The 20,702-nt window shown below is 59.1% G+C and carries 20 protein-coding genes; 7 read left to right on the top strand and 13 right to left on the bottom strand.

Annotation, left to right across the window (positions count from 1 at the left end; all coding sequences use genetic code 11):
• Positions 1 to 12 precede the first annotated feature (12 nt).
• Positions 13 to 822, top strand: coding sequence for a serine O-acetyltransferase (gene cysE, locus ACR0MV_RS04150; protein ID WP_170427991.1), 810 nt, complete (start codon positions 13 to 15; stop codon positions 820 to 822).
• Between the two features lie 392 nt (positions 823 to 1,214).
• On the opposite strand, the gene ACR0MV_RS04145 is transcribed toward cysE, so the two are convergent.
• From ACR0MV_RS04145 to ACR0MV_RS04120, 6 genes are all read right to left on the bottom strand, one after another.
• Complete coding sequence (locus ACR0MV_RS04145; RefSeq protein WP_170427988.1) at positions 1,215 to 2,522, bottom strand: pyruvate dehydrogenase complex dihydrolipoamide acetyltransferase; 1,308 nt, start codon at positions 2,520 to 2,522, stop codon at positions 1,215 to 1,217.
• A gap of 14 nt (positions 2,523 to 2,536) precedes the next feature.
• Complete coding sequence (locus ACR0MV_RS04140; protein WP_475202542.1) at positions 2,537 to 3,910, bottom strand: pyruvate dehydrogenase complex E1 component subunit beta; 1,374 nt, start codon at positions 3,908 to 3,910, stop codon at positions 2,537 to 2,539.
• Between the two features lie 15 nt (positions 3,911 to 3,925).
• Positions 3,926 to 4,915, bottom strand: coding sequence for a pyruvate dehydrogenase (acetyl-transferring) E1 component subunit alpha (pdhA, locus tag ACR0MV_RS04135; RefSeq protein ID WP_170427981.1), 990 nt, complete (start codon positions 4,913 to 4,915; stop codon positions 3,926 to 3,928).
• A gap of 175 nt (positions 4,916 to 5,090) precedes the next feature.
• On the bottom strand, positions 5,091 to 5,390 hold the full coding sequence (locus ACR0MV_RS04130) for an FtsB family cell division protein (RefSeq protein WP_170427978.1): 300 nt from the start codon (positions 5,388 to 5,390) through the stop codon (positions 5,091 to 5,093).
• A gap of 164 nt (positions 5,391 to 5,554) precedes the next feature.
• A complete protein-coding gene (locus tag ACR0MV_RS04125; RefSeq protein ID WP_170427975.1) occupies positions 5,555 to 5,899 on the bottom strand; it encodes a lysozyme inhibitor LprI family protein in 345 nt (114 codons plus the stop codon).
• Positions 5,900 to 5,958: 59 nt separating this feature from the next.
• Positions 5,959 to 7,149, bottom strand: a complete 1,191-nt coding sequence (locus ACR0MV_RS04120; RefSeq protein WP_480701068.1) for a phosphoglycerate kinase — start codon at positions 7,147 to 7,149, stop codon at positions 5,959 to 5,961.
• 136 nt (positions 7,150 to 7,285) lie between these two features.
• Between ACR0MV_RS04120 and ACR0MV_RS04115 the strand changes: the two genes are divergently transcribed.
• Together ACR0MV_RS04115 and ACR0MV_RS04110 are read left to right on the top strand one after the other, a co-directional pair.
• The gene (locus ACR0MV_RS04115; RefSeq protein ID WP_170427969.1) at positions 7,286 to 7,792 is read left to right on the top strand and encodes a peptidylprolyl isomerase; all 507 of its coding nucleotides are present in this window, start codon (positions 7,286 to 7,288) and stop codon (positions 7,790 to 7,792) included.
• Positions 7,785 to 8,333, top strand: coding sequence for a peptidylprolyl isomerase (locus ACR0MV_RS04110; RefSeq protein ID WP_480701067.1), 549 nt, complete (start codon positions 7,785 to 7,787; stop codon positions 8,331 to 8,333). Before ACR0MV_RS04115 ends, ACR0MV_RS04110 begins: the two co-directional genes overlap by 8 nt.
• A gap of 52 nt (positions 8,334 to 8,385) precedes the next feature.
• Here ACR0MV_RS04110 and aqpZ read toward each other — a convergent pair whose 3' ends face one another.
• The 6 genes from aqpZ to ACR0MV_RS04080 form a co-directional block, all read right to left on the bottom strand.
• Positions 8,386 to 9,072: an aquaporin Z gene (gene aqpZ / locus ACR0MV_RS04105; RefSeq protein ID WP_170468545.1), complete on the bottom strand. Its 687-nt coding sequence runs from the start codon at positions 9,070 to 9,072 to the stop codon at positions 8,386 to 8,388.
• Positions 9,073 to 9,183: 111 nt separating this feature from the next.
• Positions 9,184 to 9,993, bottom strand: a complete 810-nt coding sequence (locus ACR0MV_RS04100) for a M90 family metallopeptidase (RefSeq protein ID WP_475202550.1) — start codon at positions 9,991 to 9,993, stop codon at positions 9,184 to 9,186.
• Positions 9,994 to 10,109: 116 nt separating this feature from the next.
• Positions 10,110 to 10,610 (bottom strand): bactofilin family protein, encoded by a 501-nt coding sequence (locus ACR0MV_RS04095; protein WP_480701066.1) that lies wholly within the window; start codon positions 10,608 to 10,610, stop codon positions 10,110 to 10,112.
• Positions 10,600 to 11,925 (bottom strand): DUF5930 domain-containing protein, encoded by a 1,326-nt coding sequence (locus ACR0MV_RS04090; protein ID WP_480701065.1) that lies wholly within the window; start codon positions 11,923 to 11,925, stop codon positions 10,600 to 10,602. The genes ACR0MV_RS04095 and ACR0MV_RS04090 overlap by 11 nt, the downstream gene beginning before the upstream one ends.
• Before the next feature lie 179 nt (positions 11,926 to 12,104).
• Entirely contained in the window at positions 12,105 to 12,920 is an 816-nt protein-coding gene (locus ACR0MV_RS04085) for a ferritin-like domain-containing protein (RefSeq protein WP_480701243.1), read from the bottom strand.
• An 84-nt stretch (positions 12,921 to 13,004) separates the two neighbouring features.
• Positions 13,005 to 13,466 carry a peroxiredoxin gene (locus ACR0MV_RS04080; protein WP_170468539.1) on the bottom strand — a complete coding sequence of 154 codons (462 nt, stop codon included), beginning with the start codon at positions 13,464 to 13,466 and terminating at the stop codon, positions 13,005 to 13,007.
• Positions 13,467 to 13,534: 68 nt separating this feature from the next.
• Here ACR0MV_RS04080 and ACR0MV_RS04075 point away from each other — a divergent pair, with 68 nt between their 5' ends.
• The 4 genes from ACR0MV_RS04075 (at position 13,535) to ACR0MV_RS04060 (ending at position 20,085) form a co-directional block, all read left to right on the top strand.
• Complete coding sequence (locus tag ACR0MV_RS04075; RefSeq protein ID WP_480701064.1) at positions 13,535 to 16,918, top strand: YhdP family protein; 3,384 nt, start codon at positions 13,535 to 13,537, stop codon at positions 16,916 to 16,918.
• A gap of 43 nt (positions 16,919 to 16,961) precedes the next feature.
• Complete coding sequence (gene queA, locus ACR0MV_RS04070) at positions 16,962 to 18,008, top strand: tRNA preQ1(34) S-adenosylmethionine ribosyltransferase-isomerase QueA (RefSeq protein ID WP_170427949.1); 1,047 nt, start codon at positions 16,962 to 16,964, stop codon at positions 18,006 to 18,008.
• A gap of 113 nt (positions 18,009 to 18,121) precedes the next feature.
• On the top strand, positions 18,122 to 19,393 hold the full coding sequence (locus ACR0MV_RS04065; protein WP_480701063.1) for an MFS transporter: 1,272 nt from the start codon (positions 18,122 to 18,124) through the stop codon (positions 19,391 to 19,393).
• 110 nt (positions 19,394 to 19,503) lie between these two features.
• On the top strand, positions 19,504 to 20,085 hold the full coding sequence (locus ACR0MV_RS04060; RefSeq protein ID WP_480701062.1) for a DUF924 family protein: 582 nt from the start codon (positions 19,504 to 19,506) through the stop codon (positions 20,083 to 20,085).
• Here the strand turns inward: ACR0MV_RS04060 and ACR0MV_RS04055 are convergent.
• Entirely contained in the window at positions 20,082 to 20,516 is a 435-nt protein-coding gene (locus ACR0MV_RS04055) for a hypothetical protein (RefSeq protein ID WP_480701061.1), read from the bottom strand. The two genes, ACR0MV_RS04060 and ACR0MV_RS04055, sit on opposite strands and share 4 nt — an antisense overlap.
• Positions 20,517 to 20,702: the final 186 nt, after the last annotated feature.

Genomic DNA, 20,702 nt, shown 5'->3' with positions numbered 1-20,702 from the left:
GGATGAAAAGCCATGTTCGAAACGCGCAGTCACGTGACCCCTGTCGACCCTGTTTGGGATCGTATCACGGCCGAAGCTCAGGCAGCCGTGGAAAAAGAGCCGCTGATGGGCGGGTTGGTGCACGCCTGTATTCTGCATCACCGCAGCCTGGAACGCGCACTGTCGTACCGGATTGCCGCCAAGCTGTGCTCGAACGAAATGTCGATGATGGTCCTGCGCGAGATCGTGGACGATGGCTATGCCAACGATCCGTCGTTGATCGAAGCCGCACGTGCCGACCTGATGGCCGTGTACGAACGCGACCCGGCCTGCCACCGGCTGTTGCAGCCAATTCTGTACTTCAAAGGGTATCAAGCCATGCAGGCCTATCGCGTGGCGCATTGGCTGTGGCGCAAGGGACGTTATGATCTAGCGTATTTCTTCCAGATGCGCTCGTCCGAGATTTTCGGAATTGACATCCACCCTGCCGCAAAGATCGGCAAGGGGATCATGATCGACCACGCCCATTCCATCGTGATCGGTGAGACGGCCATCGTCGGCGACAATGTCTCAATGCTGCATTCGGTGACGCTGGGCGGGACCGGCAAGGAAGAAGAGCAGCGTCATCCCAAAATCGGCGATGGTGTGCTGATCGGTGCGGGCGCCAAGGTTCTTGGTAACATCGAGGTTGGCCACTGCAGCCGGATCGCGGCAGGCTCGGTCGTTTTGCAAGAGGTTCCTGCCTGCAAGACCGTTGCCGGTATCCCAGCCAAGATCGTGGGTGAGGCCGGGTGCGATCAGCCCGCGATCTCAATGGATCACATGCTGGGCAAAGACCAGTAAGTTACCTGAGTTAAAGCGGTTGATCGTTCTTGTTCAACCGCTTGTTCCGTTTCTCCTTTCGCCGCTTTTTTCTTTCTTCCTTGCGCTTCGCACGCTCGGCCTGTCTTTTTGCGGTTTCGACGGGGTCAGAGGTAAATGCTGAATGCTCACCGGGATAGGTGTTGGGTTTTGCGAGTGTTGACGCGGGCAGGCCGACCGCCAGGGCCGCAATCAGAAATGGGATAGCCGGATATATGCGGGGCATAGCGCACCTGTGTTTGAGGTCTCTTGACAAGCAAGGTGGTCAGAGGTGCGCAAGGTCGCAACTTGTGCGGCGATCACAGACGCTCACATCACGGTTGTGATCGGGATAGGCCGCGCCGATTTGAATTTGGCGCGGCCTGTGATCTTTGTTAGGCCAGCATGACCATCGGGTTTTCCAGGTTCTCCACGATGGCTTTGAGCAGTTCAGCGCCCAAAGCTCCGTCGATCACCCGGTGATCGACCGACATGGTGACCGACATAACGGTCGCCACGGTCAGCTCTCCGTCATCGCCGACAACCGGCTTTTTGACGCCAGTACCGACCGCCAGGATACCCGCGTGCGGCGGGTTCACGATGGCGTCGAAATTGTCGATGCCAAACATGCCGAGGTTTGAAACCGCAAACGTGCCGCCCTGATATTCATGGGGGGCCAGCTTGCGCTCGCGGGCGCGGGCGGCCAGATCCTTCATCTCGGTCGACAGTGCTGACAGAGATTTGGTGTCGGCATCCTGCAGAACCGGAGTAAACAGCCCGCCCTCAATTGCGACCGCAACGGCCACGTCCGAAGGTTTCAGCTGAAGAACCCGATCACCGGCCCAGACCGCGTTACAGGCGGGAACCTGTTGCAGCGCGTTGGCGACGGCCTTGATGATGAAGTCGTTGACGCTCAGCTTCACGCCGCGGCCTTCCAACTGCTTGTTCAGCTGGCTGCGGAATTTGAGCAGCGCGTCCAGCTTGATGTCTCGGCGCAGGTAAAAATGCGGGATCGTCTGCTTGGCTTCGGACAGGCGCGCGGCAATGGTCTTGCGCATGCCGTCCAGTTGGATTTCCTCGTATTCGCGACCTTCGTACATCCGCGCGACCATATCCGCCGACGGACCGGAGGGTGCGGCCGCAGGTGCAGCGGCGGCAGGCGCGGCTGCAGCGGCCGGGGCGGCAGCGGGTGCGCTTGCTGTTGCGCCTTCAACATCGGCTTTCACGATGCGACCGTGCGGGCCGGAGCCTGTGATCTGAGCCAGATCCAGCCCTTTCTGGGCTGCAATGCGACGGGCCAGCGGCGAGGCGAAGATACGACCACCATCCGCTTTGGCCGGAGCGGCCGGGGCAGGGGCGGGCGCCTCGGGTGCCGCAGGCGCGGCAGCCTCGTTGCCCGCGGCGGCAGGAGCCGCCTCAGGAGCTTTGGCCGGCGTGGCCGCAATGTCGTCGGCGCTTTCGCCCTCTTCCAGCAGAACTGCGATCGCGGTGTTGACCTTGACGGCTTCGGTGCCTTCCGGGATCAGGATCTTGCCGATGGTGCCTTCATCAACAGCCTCGAACTCCATCGTGGCCTTGTCGGTTTCAATCTCGGCCAACAGGTCGCCGGAGGAGACTGTGTCGCCCTCCTTGACCAGCCATTTGGCAAGCGTGCCCTCTTCCATGGTCGGAGAAAGCGCGGGCATCAGAATTTCTGTAGGCATCTGTTTGTCGCTCCTTACCGATAGGTCACTTGCTTAACGGCAGCGATCACCTCATCGGTGGTCACCAGCGCCAGTTTTTCAAGGTTCGCGGCATAGGGCATCGGAACGTCCTTGCCGGTGCAGTTGATGACCGGCGCATCCAGATAGTCGAACGCCTCTTGCATCACCACGGAACTGATGTAGCTGCCGACCGAGCCTTGCGGCCAGCCTTCTTCGACGGTCACCAGACGGTTGGTTTTCATAACCGAGTTGATGATCGCGCCAGTGTCCATCGGGCGGATGGTGCGCAGGTCGATCACTTCGGCGCTGATCCCCTCTTCGGCCAGCTTGTCGGCGGCTTCCAGGGCGAACTGCATCCCGATACCAAAGCTGACGATGGTCACATCCGTGCCCTCGCGCCAGATACGCGCTTTGCCTAGCGGGACCGTCAGGTCATCCACCTGTGGCATGTCGAATGAGCGACCGTAGAGGATTTCGTTTTCCAGGAACACAACCGGGTTGGGGTCACGGATTGCCGATTTCAGCAGACCTTTGGCGTCGGCTGCGGAGTAAGGCATCACCACTTTCAAACCAGGCACCTGCATGTACCATGCGGCGTAGTCCTGCGAGTGTTGGGCCGCCACGCGCGCAGCGGCACCATTCGGGCCGCGGAACACGATGGGACAACCCATCTGACCGCCGGACATGTAAAGTGTCTTAGCGGCAGAGTTGATGATCTGGTCGATCGCCTGCATGGCGAAGTTGAAGGTCATGAACTCGACAATCGGCTTCAGTCCGCCAAAGGCCGAGCCGACGGCGATGCCGGTAAAACCATGCTCGGTGATCGGGGTGTCGATCACGCGCTTGGAGCCGAATTCGTCCAGCATGCCCTGGCTGATCTTGTAGGCGCCCTGATACTCGGCGACTTCTTCGCCCATCAGGTAGACATCTTCGTCCGTGCGCATTTCTTCGGCCATCGCATCGCGCAGCGCCTCGCGCACGGTCTGCTGGATCATTGGTGCATCTGCCGGCCAGTCCGGGGACAGGTCCACCTGAGGCGCAGCAGGAGCGGCAGCGACAGGGGCGGGGGCCTCAACCGCCGCAGGGGCGGCCTCGGTCTCCGCCGCGGCTGCGGGTGCCGCCGCGGGAATGGCCGAGGCGTCTTCGCCTTCTTCCACCAGCACCGCGATGGGGGTGTTCACCTTGACCCCTTCGGTGCCTTCCGCGATCAGGATCTTGCCGACGATGCCTTCATCGACGGCTTCGAACTCCATCGTCGCCTTATCGGTTTCGATCTCGGCCATGATGTCGCCGCTGGATACGGTGTCGCCTTCTTTGATGAGCCATTTTGCCAACGTGCCCTCTTCCATTGTGGGCGAAAGGGCGGGCATGAGAATTTCGGTTGCCATGTCTTAATCGTCCTCTCAGGCGTAGATATCAGTCCAGAGCTCTTCGACGGAAGGCTCGGGGCTTTCTTTCGAGAATTCGGCGGCCTGATTGACGATCTCTTTGATCTCTTTGTCGATCGCCTTCAGATCATCCTCGGTCGCATGCTTTCCGGTCAGAAGCAGTTCGCGGACGTGCTCGATCGGGTCGCTCTGTTCGCGAACCTTCTGAACCTCTTCGCGGGTGCGGTACTTGGCCGGGTCGGACATCGAGTGGCCTCGGTAACGGTAGGTCTTGATCTCAAGGATATACGGACCTTTCCCCGCGCGGCAGTGCGCGACGGCCTTTTCGCCGGCTGCTTTGACGGCCAGCACATCCATGCCGTTGACCATTTCGCCGGGTATCCCAAAGGCCTGACCACGATGGTAAATATCGGCCGATGAGGTCGAGCGTGCTTGTGCGGTACCCATAGCGTACTGGTTGTTCTCGATCACGAACACGACAGGCAATTCCCAAAGGGCAGCCATGTTGAACGTCTCGTAGACCTGGCCCTGGTTTGCTGCGCCATCACCGAAATAGGTGAAGGTGACACGGCCGTTTTCCTTATACTTGTCAGCAAAGGCCAAACCCGCACCCAGCGGAACCTGGGCGCCAACGATGCCGTGGCCACCGTAGAAGTGCTTTTCCTTCGAGAACATATGCATCGAACCGCCCTTACCTTTGGACAGTCCTCCGATGCGCCCGGTAAGTTCGGCCATCACGCCGCCCGGGTCCATGCCACACGCCAGCATGTGACCGTGATCGCGATATGAGGTGATGCGTTTGTCACCTTCTTCTGCCGCGGCTTCAAGGCCAACGACAACCGCTTCCTGACCGATGTAAAGGTGGCAGAAACCGCCAATCAATCCCATGCCGTACAGCTGACCGGCCTTTTCCTCGAATCGGCGGATCAGCAGCATCTCACGGTAATAGGTGGTAAGTTCTTCCGCTGAAACGTTTGGTTTCTTTGTGGTTTTTCGCGCAGCCATTGTGGCGATCTCCCCCTCTCGGCAAGATAGTTTAGCGTTAAACTATCTCATAAAGCATTTCCTGCGTTCTGGCGAGAGTAAATGTGACGCAGCGTCGGAACGCGCTTGGATTGGCCCAAATGCGTAGATCAGATGCGATGCGTGACTGGGATGTGAAGGAGGGATGCGGCCCGGATCAGCGGATGACGATCTCATCCGAGCGGATCATGCCCAGCACTGAACGCGCCTGTTGATCCAGGAGGTCAAGATCAAGATACGTGTCAGACAGGCGGCGCGTAAGGTTTTCCATCTCTGCGATCTCGGCTTCGAGCTTTGCCAGGTCGCGCGACAGGGCGTCCCGTTCCGCTGCAATCTCGACCCGCCGAAACAGGCCATAGTCGCCCTGCACGGCAGCAAAGGTGAAATACACACCTAGCATGAACGCCACCATGAAGAATGCAACTGCGCCCAAACCGGGCCGATGGGAACGGGACACTCTGTTTACCGCCGTATGAAGTCTGCCTCAATAACGTGCCCTTTGCGGACATCTGCGAACACTATGTCATAGGTGATTCGGCTTGTGAATCCCTCGATTCGCACTTTTTGGCGTTCGACGAAAAAATGTGATCTTCTACGGGCAGTGACCGCGCAGATATCGCATCAACGCCAAGTGGCCAGTTCCTGATTTCGCTTTAGGGTCTGCTCTTCCATGCAGGCCCAATAGAACATCTGCGCAGCACTGCCATCGCTTTTGAGTTCGGGGTCACAGGTTGCATCCCTGCGTTTCAACCAGGCGCGCTGTTCGTTCAACAAAGCCTGTCCGGTTCCGCGCGTATCCGCCGCTGGTTTGATCTCTTTCCAGAGGCGGTTCAGCTCGTTATCCGCGATTTCCCATTTCTCTTTGGCGCAGAAAGTGGCGTCGATCTGAGTTTGGCCGGCGCAATGGGACTGCGCGCCGGAAACAGTGGGCAGAAGAATAACAGCAAGGGTGGCAACGGCTTTCATGGCCCATCTCCCGGTTTGCAGGAGAGTACCACGAATGCCGATTGCCAGCCAGAAAGGGGTTATTGGTCCAGTGCTGCAACGCCGGGCAGGGTTTTGCCTTCCATCCATTCCAGGAATGCGCCACCAGCCGTCGAGATATACGAGAAATCCTTGGCCGCCCCGGATGCATTCAACGCGGCCACCGTGTCTCCTCCACCTGCGACCGATACCAGCTTGCCAGCCTGCGTCAGCTCTGCTGCTTCGAGGGCGGCGGCGTTGGTAGCGGCATCGAACGGTTCGATCTCGAAGGCGCCCAGCGGGCCGTTCCAGATCAGGGTTTGGCTTTTCTCAAAAATCTCGGTGATCGCGGCAACGGTTTCCGGGCCTGCGTCCAGGATCATGCTGTCTTCCGGGCACTGGTCGGCAGGAAGAACTTGATTGGGTGCGTGCGCCTCAAACTTCTCGGCTACAACAATATCGCGCGGCAGAATGATCTCACATCCGGTCGTCTTGGCCTTTGCCAGAATTTCGGAGGCGGTGTCCTTCATCGCCACCTCTGCCAGCGACTTACCGACATTTACGCCCTGCGCGACAAGGAAGGTGTTGGCCATGCCGCCACCGATGATCAGGTAGTCTACCTTTTCGATCAGGTTGCCCAGCAGGTCCAGCTTGGTCGAAACCTTGGCCCCACCCACAACGGCAGTTACAGGGCGCTTGGGCGTGCCTAGAGCGGCCTCAAGCGCGCTCAGCTCTTGTTGCATCAAACGACCCGCGCAGGCGGGCAACAGGCGAGCCAGTGCCTCGGTCGAGCTATGGGCGCGGTGTGCGGCTGAGAAAGCGTCGTTGCAATAAATGTCACCCATCTTAGCCATGCCCGCGGCCAGCTCAGGGCTGTTCTTGGTTTCTGCCGCGTGAAACCGCGTGTTTTCCAGCAAAAGAACTTCGCCAGCGGCCAGATTTGCGGCAGCGGTTTCTGCCTCGATCCCGACGCAGTCATCGCCAAAGCGGACTGTGGTGCCAAATGCGGCTTCCAATGTGGGAACAAGCTGCTTCAGCGACAGGTTCTGGCGGCGTTCTCCGCCCGGACGTCCAAAATGCGCCAGCAGGATTGGTTTGCCTCCAGCGGCCAGAATGTCTTTGACCGTTGGTACAATGCGTTCGATCCGCGTGGCGTCGGTGACAACCCCGTCGACCACCGGCACGTTGATGTCCACGCGCACCAGCACGCGCTTGCCGTTCAGGTCCATATCGTCCAGTGTTTTCCAGCCCATCGCGCAATCCTCGACAATTGTGAAAGTGATTTAGGCGGTTCTTTTCCTTCATTTTGCCCTCAGGTCAATGCGTCACTTGGCATTCACGCCCCCGGCGCATAGTTATTTGGCCAAGACCAAACGACAGGAGGGCCTCATGGCCGAGATCAAAGATCCCGAAAACACAATTATCATCGAGCTGAAAGGCGGCAATGTCGTCATCGAGCTGTTGCCCGACGTGGCCCCCCAACACAGCGCTCGCATGAAGGAACTGGCGCGCGGTGGCGAGTATGACAACGTGGCCTTTCACCGTGTGATCGACGGCTTCATGGCGCAAACCGGAGACGTCCAGCACGGTGATATGGAAGACGGGTTCAACATCCGTATGGCGGGCACCGGTGGGTCGTCTCTGCCCAACGTTCCGGCGGAATTCTCGAAGCTGCCGCATGACCGCGGTACTCTGGGTGCGGCACGGTCTCAAAACCCGGACTCGGCCAACTCGCAGTTCTTCATTAACTTCAAGGACAATCACTTCCTGAACGGTCAGTACACGGTCTATGGCCGCGTCATCGACGGGATGGAGCATGTGGACGCGATCACCCGTGGCGAGCCGCCAGCAAGCCCCGATCGGATGATCAGCGTCAAGGTGGCGGCTGATGTATAAGCTCGCCGCTGCATTTGCCCTGTTGGCCAGCCCCGCGCTGGCCACAGGTCTTGAGATTGAGATCGAAGGCGAGGGGGCCAATGGCACCGTCACCATCGACCTATTCGATGATCTTGCCCCCAAGCATGTTGAACAGATTTCGAGTCTGGCTGCCGAAGGCAAGTATGACGGCGTGGTATTCCACCGCGTGATCGACGGCTTCATGGCGCAAACCGGTGATGTCGAGCATGGCCGTCTGGGCAGCGACATGCGCCGTGCGGGTACTGGCGGTTCGGACCGTCCAAATCTGCCCGCTGAGTTCTCGGACTTCAACTATGACCGGGGCGTTGTTGGCATGGCGCGGGCACAAGACCCGAACAGCGCCAACTCGCAGTTCTTCATCATGTTTGCTCCGGGTCCGTTCCTGAACGGGCAATACACGGTTGTCGGTCAGGTCACCGAAGGCATGGATGTCGTGGATGCAATCAAACGTGGCGAAGGCCAGAACGGCGCCGTCATCGGCCAGCCGGATGTGATGAAAAAGGTCACCGTAATTGACTAAAGAAAAGACCCCGACGTGTTTGACGCGCCGGGGTCTTTCCTTTTTGGGCGGCTCAGTCGTCGCCCATTGCTTTCCAGATCAACGCTCCGACGGCTGCACCGATCAGGGGCGCGACCCAAAACAGCCATAGCTGCGCCAAGGCCGGACCATCTGCAAACAAGGCAACGCCTGTCGAGCGGGCCGGGTTCACGGACGTGTTCGTCACCGGAATCGAAATCAGGTGGATCAGCGTCAGGCACAGACCGATGGCGATTGGGGCAAAACCTTCTGGGGCAAAGTTGGATGTCGCGCCCAGAATGACGATAACAAAGAACGCGGTCATCACGATCTCGATCACCAGGGCTGATGTCAGTGAATACCCTTCGGGCGACGCAGCGCCATATCCGTTCGATGCAAAGCTGCCGACACCTTCAAAGTTGGGCGCGCCGCTGACGATCAGATACAGAACGGCGGCGGCGGCTATCGCGCCGATCACCTGAGCGATCCAATAGGGGATCAGATCTTTGGCCGGGAACCGCCCGCCGATCATCAGCCCAAGGCTGACCGCCGGGTTGAAATGCCCGCCTGAGATATGCCCGACCGCGTAGGCCATGGTCAAAACCGTCAGGCCGAAGGCAAAGGAAACGCCCAGCCAGCCGATGCCCACATCGGCCACTCCTGCGGCCAGAACCGCGCTTCCGCAGCCTCCAAGCACCAACCAAAATGTACCAAAGAATTCAGCGATGAGTTTTGATGACATCAAAAGTCCTCCAGAAAACAATGGTTTCAGTGTAGGTCAAAAATCAGATTTTGTTAAATTTTATGTGATCTGGCTGAGAAGGCCGCAGGAGCCCAATCCTAAGAAACACGGTCAGACCCACTCTGCCGGGTCCAGACGGAACAACTTGGACAGTTGATCATAAACCTCCGGCACCTCAGATTTGAGCGCTCGGGGCTTTTCAAAAAATACCTCGACCGAGACGGCAAAGAACTCTTCATGACCGGTCGCGCCATAGGGGTCGATGACGGTGTGCCGTCCATGCTCGACCGCGTGGACATGGGCGTCGTAGGCGGTCAGAAAGACCCGCTCCCACTCGGCAAAGGTCTGACCGTCACTCAGGATCGGAACGCCGTTGGTGCCGCCTGAAAGGTCGTCGATCTGATGGGCGAATTCGTGCAGAACCACGTTTTGCCCGTCATGGTCATTCAGCGCGCCCAACTCGCTGTGTCGCCAGGACAGGATCACCGGACCGCGGTCCCAGCTTTCCCCGGTGCGGACGATTTCCTTCTCGCTGATCACATAGCCATCCTGCCGACGTTGCCGCGACTTGAAGGCGTTGGGGTAGATCAGGATGGTTGTCAGGTTGTCGTACCACAGATCACTGTTCACGATCAGCAGGCAAGCCTGTGCAGAGATGGCCAGTTCCATCTCTTCCGTGACCTCCAACCCCTCGCATCCAAAGAAGCGGACCTGATTCAGAAAAAGGTTTACCTTGCCGTCCAGTTTGACCCGCAAGTCCAGCGGCAGGCGGCGGATCAGCGGCACATGCTCTTCGATGATCTGGCGCTGGTGATCCGACAAGGGCGTGGACAGTAGCTGTTGGCGCTTCTGGGATTTGGACCAGTGGCGATACAGAACGAAGCCAGCGATAAGTGCCAGGGCGAGAAAGAAGAACAGCATGGGGGTCACTATAGGCGCAAGGCCCCCGGTTGAAACCGGAAATCCCATCCGGGTGGGCGAAAGAAAAACGCCGCAGGTTTCCCCGCGGCGCTCCAAACCAATTCAGGTGGTCAGCGTTACTGCTTGACCTCTGCGGCCGGGTTTGCACCACCCTTGCCGCTGCGGCCAGGGTTCAGGGGATCGTCCTGACGCTGAACCGAACCTTCGAAATGCGCACCGCTTTCGATTGCGATGGTCTTGTGGATGATGTCGCCTTCGACACGTGCGGTCGAGGTCAGGCGGACTTTCAAGCCACGCACGCGACCCACGATGCGGCCGTTGATTACGACATCATCAGCAGTGACTTCGCCTTTGATCGTCGCGGTCTCACCGATGGTCAGCAGGTGTGCACGGATATCGCCTTCGACAGTGCCTTCAACCTGGATATCGCCCGAGGTCTTGAGGTTGCCCGTGATATGCAGGTCCGAGGACAGAACCGACGCCGGCGGCTTGGGCTTGGGCGCGGTGCTGGCCTTGTTTTCTGTCGGTGCAGACGCGGCCGGTGTCGCCGGAGCGGCAGGTTTTGCCGCCTCGGGTGCAGCGGACGAGGGCTCGTTGATTTTGCTCTTAGAAAACATTTCTCGCAGCCTTGATGTAAGTCATTGGGTTAACAGGTTTTCCGTTCACGCGCACTTCATAGTGCAGGTGCGTGCCGGTTGACCGTCCGGTGCTACCCATATCAGCAATATGATCCCCGCGCGAGACCCTTTGACCAACCTTCACACGTATCTTTGTGTTATGGGCATAAAGTGTCTCAATTCCGAAGGCGTGCTTAATTTTTACCAGCCGACCAAATCCGGACTGCCATCCCGCATGGGTGACAACGCCGTCTGCGGTGGCAAAGATGTCGGTGCCGTGGGCACCGGCGAAATCGGCGCCGTTGTGCATGCGGCGACCACCTGTTTTGGGGTCACGGCGCGTCCCGAAACCGCTCGTGAATCGCACGACGGAATTAACGGGGCTTGCAAACGGCGCTTTCTCTGCTGCGATGCGATACAGGTTTAGCTGATCCATTTGTTGCAGCAGAGCATTCGCGCGGATCTCGTCGGGGGTCAGTTCCTCACCGCGCGTACTGTAAGAGATGGGGGTTAGGGGGCCACCCATGCCGCTGTAACCGCGGCGGACTTCTTCGATGATGCGGTCGGTTGGCATACCGGCCTTGCGGAACATCTTGTCCAGTGGTTCGACCGAGATCACCATCGCCTCTTCCAACTGGCGGAAAATCTCGTCGCTGCGTTCCTGCATCAGCCGGATTTCCAGTTCCAAATCGTCACGCTGTTCCAGCGCGTCCTGGGCGTTGGCTGCGATCTGGTCGCGTTCTTCTGCCGTGCGCGCCAGCGCTTCGGTCATGAAATTCATCTGCTCGGGGTTGCCGACGGCGGCCATATACATGTCGCCGTCGCCTGCTTCCTGCTGCAGTTTGGTCAGCTCAGTGCGGGCCTCTTCGCGCTGCTTCATCGTCGCGCGGAGTGTGGTCTGGATGACCTCAATCCCGGTCTCAAGTTCGCGGCGGCGGTTTTCCGAAGCCAGCAGCTCGGACTGCATGGCCGAGATTTGCTCTAGCGCGGCATTGAAACGGTCTTGTGCGGCTACGGCCTCTTGCGCACGCATGTCACGCTCGGCGGACATGATGTTAAGACGTTCCTGATAGGTCGCCTGATCACGTTTGGCCTGTTCCCGGAAGTTGCCTGATCCGATGCTGTCCATCAACAGGATCGCGGTGGCGACAGCGGTCCATCCTACAAAAACAGCGACACCAGCAACGGCGACGATCTGCGTTTCCGAGCTGAGCCGGATGAACCGGGTATCGTTGTCCGATTTCAGAAATACACGGCGTTCAGGAAAATGCCGCTCAAGCAGTGAGTGTATTTTGATTGCCAGACGAGTTCTCACGCGTCTTACCTCTCCATCCCCAAAGATCGGGCCGGTCGTGAGTGATAGCCGTCCCTTGGGCGAAGTGCATAGAGGCAGAGGGGCCTTTGGGCAAGTTTGTTAACCAATCGACCCGGCGTTACAGGATTTTACCGCTGATTCTAGGCAAGAACTTGCCGATAACGTCAACTTGCGCGTGTTTATTGGGCTTGGCCCGGCAGCGGCATGCCCTCGGTCAGGGGCCAGTAGAAATCCGGCGGCAGCCCGGCCTCGGCGCGTTTTTCTTCGTTGAAGGGGGGCTTGAGGGCGCCGTGGAAATACTTGCGTACAAGCTGGTGAAACACATCCTTGGGGTCGGCGTTTTCGCGCCCGCACAGGAAATGAAACCATTTTGAGCCATAGGCCACGTGGCCCACTTCTTCGGCATAGATGACTTCCAGCGCGGCAATCGCCTGCTCGGCCTTGGCCTTACGGAAGATGTCGATCATACCCGGTGTCACATCCAGCCCCCGCGCCTCAAGCACCATGGGAACGACGGCCAAACGCCCCATGAGGTCCTCGGCGGTATCCTCGGCGGCGCGCCACATCCCGGCATGGGCGGGTAGGGCACCATAATGGCTGCCCATGTTTTCCAGACAATCGCAAACCATCTCGAAATGACGCGACTCTTCCTCGGCGCATTTGACCCAGTCGTCGTAGAAACCAACCGGCATCGGCACGTGACCGAACCGCGCGATGATGTCCCAGTGCAGGTCCACTGCGTTCAACTCGATATGCGCAACCGCGTGCAGCAGGGCAATGCGACCGGCTTCTGATCCGGGTTTGCGCTTGGGAACTTCGCGTGGCGACAGCAGTTCGGGTTTATCCGGACGGGCCGGATTCAGCGGCGGCGTTGCGGTGCCGATCTCAATCGCGCGGGCCTCCCCCTTGCGTGATGCGAACCATGCGGCGGCGTGGCGCTTGGACAAAGCTGTCTTGTCGCGACCATCAGCCATGGTCAGAACTTCGGTCGCCATCTGGGTCAGTGTTTTGGGCACTGGCTTGCTCCGCTGATTGAGGTTGGCGGCTCATAAACCGGATGGCGACCGTGGTCGAGAGGGTTACAGGGCGCGCACCGCTTCCAGAACCTCGTCCACGTGGCCGGGCACTTTGACCTTGCGCCAGACCTTGGCGATCTTTCCGTCCGCGTCGATCAGGAAGGTCGAGCGCTGAATGCCCATGGATTTCTTGCCATACATGTTCTTTTCGACCCAGACGCCGTAATCCTCGCAGACCGACGATCCTTCGTCAGACAACAGCGGCGTGGTCAGGCTATGTTTGGCGACAAACTTGTCATGCTTGGCAACGCTGTCCCGCGAGATACCGAAAACTTGAGCGCCCGCATCGGCAAAGGCCTGAAGTTGTTCCGAGAAACCGATGGATTCCTTGGTACAGCCCGGCGTATCATCGCGAGGGTAGAAAAACAGCACGACGGAACCGCCGCGCAGGTCCGACAGGGTCACCTCGCCGCCGCCGTCGCGGGGTAATGTGAAATCAGGGGCGATGTCTGTAACGTCGGGCATTGGAAACTCCGCTAAAGGTTTTTAAAGGCTGTCCGGCATAATAGGGCGACGCGAGCGGGTTGAAAGGCTTGGATAAAAAATTGGTTCAGCACGAAGACGCAAGTGCAGACCGGCCGCAAAAGCCTGCGCGCCGCCGGTCGCGGCGTCGTATTGCTGCGCGCTGGCTCGTCGGAACCATCATAGTGTTGTGCATGCTGGCCGGGGCTGGCTGGTTCTTTGTCATTGGAAAGCAACTGCACGCCCCCGAATGGGTCAAGGAGAGTGTTGAGACGCGGCTGGAGCAAAGCCTGGGCGGTTTGCGGTTCACGTTTGGTGACGCCAGTTTCATCGTCAACGAAAATTGGAGGCCTCGTATCCGGCTGACCGATGTGACCATCAGCGACGCGGCAGGTCAGCAGATTGCTCAGGTCTCGGACTTGCGGACCCGGCTGTCGATGCGTGGTTTGCTGCGCGGTCAGATCAGGCCCCGGCGGATCACTCTGCGCGGCGCGCAGATCGCCTTGACCCGCGGCGAGGATGGGGCGCTGTCGCTGACGGTTGGCTCGGGCAGTGCGCCTGTGCAACGTGCACCAACACTGGCGCAATTGATTGAAGAGTCAGACGATGTCTTTCTGTCCCCGATCCTGTCGGGGCTGCGTTCGATTGATCTGGAGTCGCTGACGCTGGACTATCAGGATCTGCGGCTTGGCCGGGCCTGGGTGTTTGACGGCGGTCATATCTCGGCCACCAGAGAGGGCGATGAGATGCGGCTGGCCACCGGGTTCTCGGTCCTGACCGGGCGGGATTACGCCAGCACGATTGAGGCGAACTATACCAGCGTCCTTGGTAGTCCGCAGGCCAGCTTTGGCGTGTCGATCACTGATCTGCCGTCCGAGGATATTGCCGGGCAAAGCGTGGCGCTGGGATGGTTGCAGGTTCTGAAGGCCCCGATTTCCGGCTCGCTCCGCGGCAGTGTCGACGGCAAAGCCGCGTTGGGTCCGCTGTTTGCCACGCTGAACTTGGACGCGGGCGTGGTCCAACCCACACCCGAAACCCGACCGATCCGATTTGACTCGGCACGCGCCTATTTCACCTACGACCCCGCGCGGCAGGTTCTGGATTTCAACGAAGCGTCCTTGGTGTCGGACCTGGGGGCCGTTCAGGCCGAGGGCACAGCGTTTTTGAACGGGATCCAGAATGGAGTTCTGGAAAGCCTGACCGCGCAACTGACCCTGAACAGCATTGATATCTATCCCGGCGGCCTGTTCCCCGAGTCGCTAGAAACCGCTCGTGCCGATCTGGATTTTCAGATGAAACTGGCCCCGTTCGAGCTGGAGCTGGGGCAGTTGACCATTATTGACGGCTTGCACGAGCTTCATGCTACGGGGAAGTTGATCGGACAGCCGGACGGGTGGGTAGCCGCGCTGGATGCCCAGCTGGATAAGATGGGGTCCGAAAACCTGCTGCGATACTGGCCCGAGGCGCTGGCCCCGAACCCGCGAAAATGGGTGGCGGAAAACCTGTACGAAGGTCAGTTCTCGGACGTGGAATTCGCACTGCGTCTGCATCCCGGCGACGCACCCGAAATCTACCTAGGTGTGGGGTTCGATCAGGCCCAGATCAGGTTCGCCAAAACTCTGCCGTTGATCCAGAACGGGCAGGGCCGCCTGAGCTTGCTGAAAGACAGGTTTACCGTCACTGCGGAACACGGGATCGTTGTCGCGGATCAGGGCGGTGCAGTAGATGTGGCCGGAACCTCATTCATCATACCCGACACAACCGCCAAGGGCGCAACACCAGCGATTGCGCGTATCATCGCCAGGGGCAGCGTCGAGGCCGCTTTGTCGCTGCTCGACCGGCCGCCGCTCAGCCTTTTGAGCAAGGCGAACCTGCCGGTCGACCTGGCAGAGGGTCAGGTCAACCTGACGGGAACACTGGCCTTGCCGTTAAAGAAAGAACTGAAGTTTCAGGACACAGAATTTCACTTCACTGGTGAGATCGAAAATGTCCAAAGCGACAAGCTGGTTCCCGGATACGCGGTCAGTGCCAGTCTGTTGAACCTGACCGGGAATCAGACCGAGGTGGAAATTGACGGCAACGGGCTGTTTGGTCAGGTGCCGATGCAGGTTGCCTGGCGGCAGCCCATCGGCGGGGAAGGACCGCAGCGCAGCCAGCTGACGGGTCAGATCGAACTTTCCCCAAGGTTGATGAGCGAACTGAAGGTGCCGCTGCCCTCGGGGATGCTGACCGGGACCGGAACTGCGTATGTAACCGTCGGGATCGGCGCGGACGAGCCCATCAAACTCACAGCGACATCTGATCTGGCGGGGGTTGGGCTTGCAATTCCGGAACTCGGATGGCGCAAAGGCGCTTCGGCGACCGGTACGATGGTGCTGGACGCAACGCTGGGACAACAACCGCGCGTGGATAACCTGCAACTGGACGTGGCGGGGCTGCGCAGCACGGCGTCGATAACGTTCCGAGATGGTGGGCAGTTTGATCGGATGCGGTTCAGCTCGTTCGATCTGGGCAATTGGCTGGCCGTTCCGGCCGAACTGATCAACAGCGGAGGCCCGGTGCCCAATATTGTGGTGCAGGGCGGCGTGTTGAATCTGGGTCGTGCGACCCTGGGCTCCGGCGGCGGCGGAGGTGGATCGGGCCCCGGTCCAAGGCTGGATGTTCTGCTGGACCGCCTTCAGGTAACCGAAGATGTGGCACTGACCGGGTTCAGAGGCTCGTTTCAAACGACAGGTGGCATAAACGGCACCTTTACGTCCCAAGTGAATGGTGGAGCCGCCGTCAGTGGTGCGGTCAGCCCCCGCAACGGACGCAGCGCCGTGAACATCAAGTCGAATGATGCGGGGGCCGTGTTGCGCTCGGCTGGGGTTATCACGCAGGCACGGGGCGGCGGGCTGGACTTGCAGTTGGAACCGGTGAGTGCACCCGGAAACTATGACGTGATCCTTAAGATCGTGAACACCCGTATTACCGATGCGCCTGCGATGGCCGCGTTGCTGGACGCGATCAGCTTGGTTGGTCTGTTGGATGAAATGACGGGGCAAGGTATCTTTTTCGCGACCATAGACAGCCGGATGCGGATCACACCGACCGAGATCAAGGTGCTCAGCGGCAGCGCCGTTGGCCCTTCGATCGGGTTGTCTTTTGACGGGACGATTGACACGGTGGCGGGCATGCTGGATCTGCGAGGGGCGATCTCTCCGATCTATCTGGTCAACGCCATCGGCAGTGTCTTCACAAAAAAGGGCGAGGGGGTCATTGGGTTCAACTACCGCCTGACCGGACCGTTGACGCAGCCGCGCGTGACGGTGAACCCGCTGTCGGGCCTTGCACCCCTGTTCCTGCGCAATCTGCTGCGCGCTCCTGCGCCAACGGTCTCGGACGGGCCCAATGCCGTGCCGCAAAAACCGGATGAGCCCAAGCAGACCTTTGGTTCACCCCCCAGGGACAATTGAATGGGCGGTTGCTGAATCCGGTTGGGGCTTGTATGGCGCGGCCATGAAACTCAGCGATTTTGATTTCCATCTACCCGAAGATCTGATTGCCACGCGACCTGCCAACCCGCGCTCGTCCGCGCGCCTTTTGGTGGCCGAGGGGCAGGCGATCGCGGACGCGCATGTCTTTGACCTGCCGAACTGGCTGCAGCCGGGTGACCGTTTGGTTCTGAACGACACGCGCGTCATTCCCGCGCGCCTGAACGGGCGCAGGCACCGGGACAGCGCGCAAGGTCCGGTGTCCGCCGCGATCGAAGCGACGTTGCTCGACCCGCAGGCCGACGGCACATGGGCCGCGCTTATCAAACCGTTGAAGAAAGTGAAGCCGGGCGAGGACATCCAGTTCTCGGACGAACTGAGCGCGACTTTGGACCGGGTTGAGGACGGGCAGGCCTATCTGCGGTTCAACCTGACGGGCGAGGATTTCGACGCTGCGCTGGAACGGGCAGGGGCGATGCCGCTGCCGCCTTACATCGCCGCCAAACGTCCAGCGGATGAGCAGGACAAGACGGATTATCAGACGATCTGGGCCCGAAATTCCGGCGCTGTGGCGGCGCCCACAGCGTCGCTGCATTTTGACGATGCGCTGATGCAGGCGCTGGCTGCGCGCGGCGTAGACTTCACGCATGTCACCCTGCATGTGGGCGCGGGCACATTTTTGCCGGTCAAGGTCGAGGACGTGACGACCCACAAGATGCACGCAGAGTGGGGCAGGGTCAGCGCCGCGGCCGCGCAGGACATCCGCGACACCAAGGCAGCCGGAGGCCGGGTGATCCCGGTCGGCACAACTGCCCTTCGACTGATCGAAAGCGCCAGCCGATCCGGTCGGATCGAGCCGTGGGAAGGTGACACCGACATTTTCATCTATCCCGGTTTCAAGTTCCACGTGACCGATGCGTTGATGACCAATTTCCACCTGCCCAAGTCGACCCTGCTGATGCTGGTCTCGGCCCTGATGGGGCAAGAGCGGATGAAACAGGTCTATGCGCATGCCATTGAACAGAAATACCGCTTCTTCTCTTACGGGGATTCGTCGCTTTTGATCCCGTAAGGGACGTCTTGTCGGGATCGAATCTATTCGATGTCGTAGACAAGCATGACCAAAGCCGTTTTCCATAGCAGAACGGACTCAAACTTCTGGTCGAGATTCTTCGGAGGCCCCAAATGCTTCAGGTCCTTTCCAGCGCGTGGGCGCTTTTGCTTGGTATGGGCTTGCTCATGGTCGGGAACGGCCTGCAGGGGACGATCCTTGGTGTCCGGGGCGAGATTGAGGGGTTTTCGACTCTGCAGATGTCCTTTGTGATGTCTGCGTACTTCATGGGCTTTCTGGGTGGCTCGCGTTTCGCACCTGAGGTGATCCGTCGTGTCGGCCATGTGCGGGTCTTTGCGGCGCTGGCGTCGTTTATCTCCGCCGTGATGATCCTGTATCCGCTGATGACAGATCCAATTGTCTGGATTCTGGGTCGCGTCGTGATCGGGTTCTGCTTTTCGGGCGTGTATGTGACTGCGGAAAGCTGGTTGAACAATGCGGCCAGTAACGAAAACCGCGGCCAGGCCCTGTCGCTTTATATGATCTTCCAGATGACCGGCATCATCACCGCGCAGGGTTTGGTCCTTGTTGGCGATCCGGCCGGCTTCGATACCTTCGTCATCGCTTCGATCCTGGTTTCGGTGTCTTTTGCGCCGATCCTTCTGTCGATCTCACCCACGCCTGCGTTCGACACCACGAAACCCATGACCCTGCGCGAGCTTTTTGGCTACTCGCCGCTGGGCTGTGTCGGCATGTTCCTTCTGGGGGGTGTCTTCTCGGCTCAGTTCGGGATGGCCTCGGTTTATGGCGCCCGCGCTGGGCTGTCGTTGGTTGAGATTTCAACCTTCGTTGCGGCCTTCTATGTTGGCGCACTGGTGTTGCAATACCCGTTGGGCTGGATGTCGGATCGCATGGACCGCCGTTTTCTGATCATGTTGGTTGCCGGTGTCGGTGCGTTTGCAGCCTTTGTTGGCATGGTGTTTGGCGTGACCTTCCCACTGTTGCTGGTTTCGGCCTTTGTGATCGGAGGGATGTCGAACCCGCTCTATTCCTTGCTGATTGCCCACGCGAACGACTTTCTTGAGCACGAGGATATGGCGGCGGCCTCTGGCGGATTGCTGTTCATCAATGGTCTGGGCGCAATTGCCGGCCCGCTGATTACCGGTTGGCTGATGGGTGACGACGTCTTTGGCCCCTCTGGGTTCTTCCTGTTCATCGCAGCGCTGCTGGTGACAATGGCAGCCTATGCGCTCTACCGCATGACACAGCGCGCGGCGATCCCGGTCGACGAGACCGGAACCCTGTCGCCGGTCTATCCAACGGCCTCACCCGTGGCCGTGGAATTGGCCCAAGAAGTGGCTATCGAAGCCGCCGAAGCCGAGCAAGAGACGCAAGATGTTGCCTAAGACACAAGATTATGTCGCAAGTGTTGCAATTTTTTACTGTAACAACTGTGTAAAACGCACTTAAATGACCTTACGTCCCCTGGGGTGGGAAACACGACGGAGTTAAGGGCATGGCAAGTCCTGAAGAAGTATTGAGTTATTGGTTAGATGAAGTCGGTCCAAAGGGTTGGTATCTACAGGACGACGATTTGGATGCAGACATTCGCGGAAGGTTCCTGACAACGTGGGAAGCTGCGAATGAAGGTAGGTTTTCCCTCTGGCTGACATATCCCAGCGGTGCTTTGGCTTACATCATCCTGATGGATCAGTTCCCGCGCAATATGTTCCGCGGAAGCGCCAAGGCGTTCGCATCGGATCGCGCGGCCCTGTCGGCGGCGAAATGCGTAATCGACAAGGGTTGGGACATGAAGATCGATGAACCGGCACGCCAGTTCTTCTACCTTCCCCTGATGCATTCCGAAAACCTGTGTGACCAGGAACGTTGCGTTCGTCTGATGTGTCAAAACATGACCAATAGTGACGACGGCAACCTTCTGCACGCACGGGCGCATCGCGAAGTGATCCGCAAGTTCGGCCGGTTCCCATACCGCAACGACGCACTGTCGCGGCCAATGACCGAGCACGAAGCCGCCTATGTCAGCATGGGCGGATATGGCTCAACCGTGCGCGAACTGCAGGCAGCGGCCAGCTAGGACGCGGGCTCGCACCCTCGGATTGCAATGATACGGTCGGCAACAATGTCGGCCGAATTCTCTATTGCGGTGTTGATCAACTGGTCCGGCGACTCGGTCAGTTCTGCCATTTTCGACTGCGCCCCGCGCAGGTTCCCTTCCAGAACATCCAGCTTGTCCAAGACCTCAGACAGTTTCTGAGCCGTCGCACTGTCGGCCACGGTTCCGGCAAACTGAATAGATGACAGATCGCTGCGCAATGCCGTCAATTCGCCGCGCACGCCCTGAACCTCTTCTTTCAAAGGGGCGACAATCTGAACCTTTTCGGCAAACTTACCGGTGATGTCGTCGACGGTCGCCGCCAGTTTCCACCCCAGAAACAAGCACAGCGCAATCAGGATAAGCGTGGCGTTCAGTAGGGCAAGCAAAAGATCTTTCAGCGTTTTGGCCATGGTAAGCCTTTCAAATGACTTGGGTTTCATAAAGCCCGCGTGGGGTTGGTGCCTCTGTTCTAGCTATTGAAGCACGTGCGGTATAGGCTGAAAACAGCGCATGTCGCGCTACTTTACCCTGCGTCGCATTTGTCGCGGGAGCAATATGTTGATGCGTTTCGAGATTTAGTTTAATGGTAAACTAAT

Source organism: Ruegeria sp. BC3 (genome assembly GCF_056539265.1).
The sequence above is the reverse complement of the archived record's forward strand: the minus strand, read 5'-3'. Positions and strand labels throughout refer to the sequence as shown.

Coding starts and splice junctions, on each gene's coding strand:
- ACR0MV_RS04080 (WP_170468539.1), bottom strand. CDS start 13,466: ATGCCCGACGTTACAGACATCGCCCCTGATTTCACATTACCCCGCGAC.
- pdhA (WP_170427981.1), bottom strand. CDS start 4,915: ATGGCTGCGCGAAAAACCACAAAGAAACCAAACGTTTCAGCGGAAGAA.
- cysE (WP_170427991.1), top strand. CDS start 13: ATGTTCGAAACGCGCAGTCACGTGACCCCTGTCGACCCTGTTTGGGAT.
- ACR0MV_RS04085 (WP_480701243.1), bottom strand. CDS start 12,920: ATGGCGACCGAAGTTCTGACCATGGCTGATGGTCGCGACAAGACAGCT.
- ACR0MV_RS04110 (WP_480701067.1), top strand. CDS start 7,785: ATGTATAAGCTCGCCGCTGCATTTGCCCTGTTGGCCAGCCCCGCGCTG.
- ACR0MV_RS04145 (WP_170427988.1), bottom strand. CDS start 2,522: ATGCCTACAGAAATTCTGATGCCCGCGCTTTCTCCGACCATGGAAGAG.
- ACR0MV_RS04055 (WP_480701061.1), bottom strand. CDS start 20,516: ATGGCCAAAACGCTGAAAGATCTTTTGCTTGCCCTACTGAACGCCACG.
- ACR0MV_RS04060 (WP_480701062.1), top strand. CDS start 19,504: ATGGCAAGTCCTGAAGAAGTATTGAGTTATTGGTTAGATGAAGTCGGT.
- ACR0MV_RS04140 (WP_475202542.1), bottom strand. CDS start 3,910: ATGGCAACCGAAATTCTCATGCCCGCCCTTTCGCCCACAATGGAAGAG.
- ACR0MV_RS04115 (WP_170427969.1), top strand. CDS start 7,286: ATGGCCGAGATCAAAGATCCCGAAAACACAATTATCATCGAGCTGAAA.
- ACR0MV_RS04100 (WP_475202550.1), bottom strand. CDS start 9,993: ATGCTGTTCTTCTTTCTCGCCCTGGCACTTATCGCTGGCTTCGTTCTG.
- ACR0MV_RS04095 (WP_480701066.1), bottom strand. CDS start 10,610: ATGTTTTCTAAGAGCAAAATCAACGAGCCCTCGTCCGCTGCACCCGAG.
- queA (WP_170427949.1), top strand. CDS start 16,962: ATGAAACTCAGCGATTTTGATTTCCATCTACCCGAAGATCTGATTGCC.
- ACR0MV_RS04065 (WP_480701063.1), top strand. CDS start 18,122: ATGCTTCAGGTCCTTTCCAGCGCGTGGGCGCTTTTGCTTGGTATGGGC.
- ACR0MV_RS04120 (WP_480701068.1), bottom strand. CDS start 7,149: ATGGGCTGGAAAACACTGGACGATATGGACCTGAACGGCAAGCGCGTG.
- aqpZ (WP_170468545.1), bottom strand. CDS start 9,072: ATGTCATCAAAACTCATCGCTGAATTCTTTGGTACATTTTGGTTGGTG.
- ACR0MV_RS04125 (WP_170427975.1), bottom strand. CDS start 5,899: ATGAAAGCCGTTGCCACCCTTGCTGTTATTCTTCTGCCCACTGTTTCC.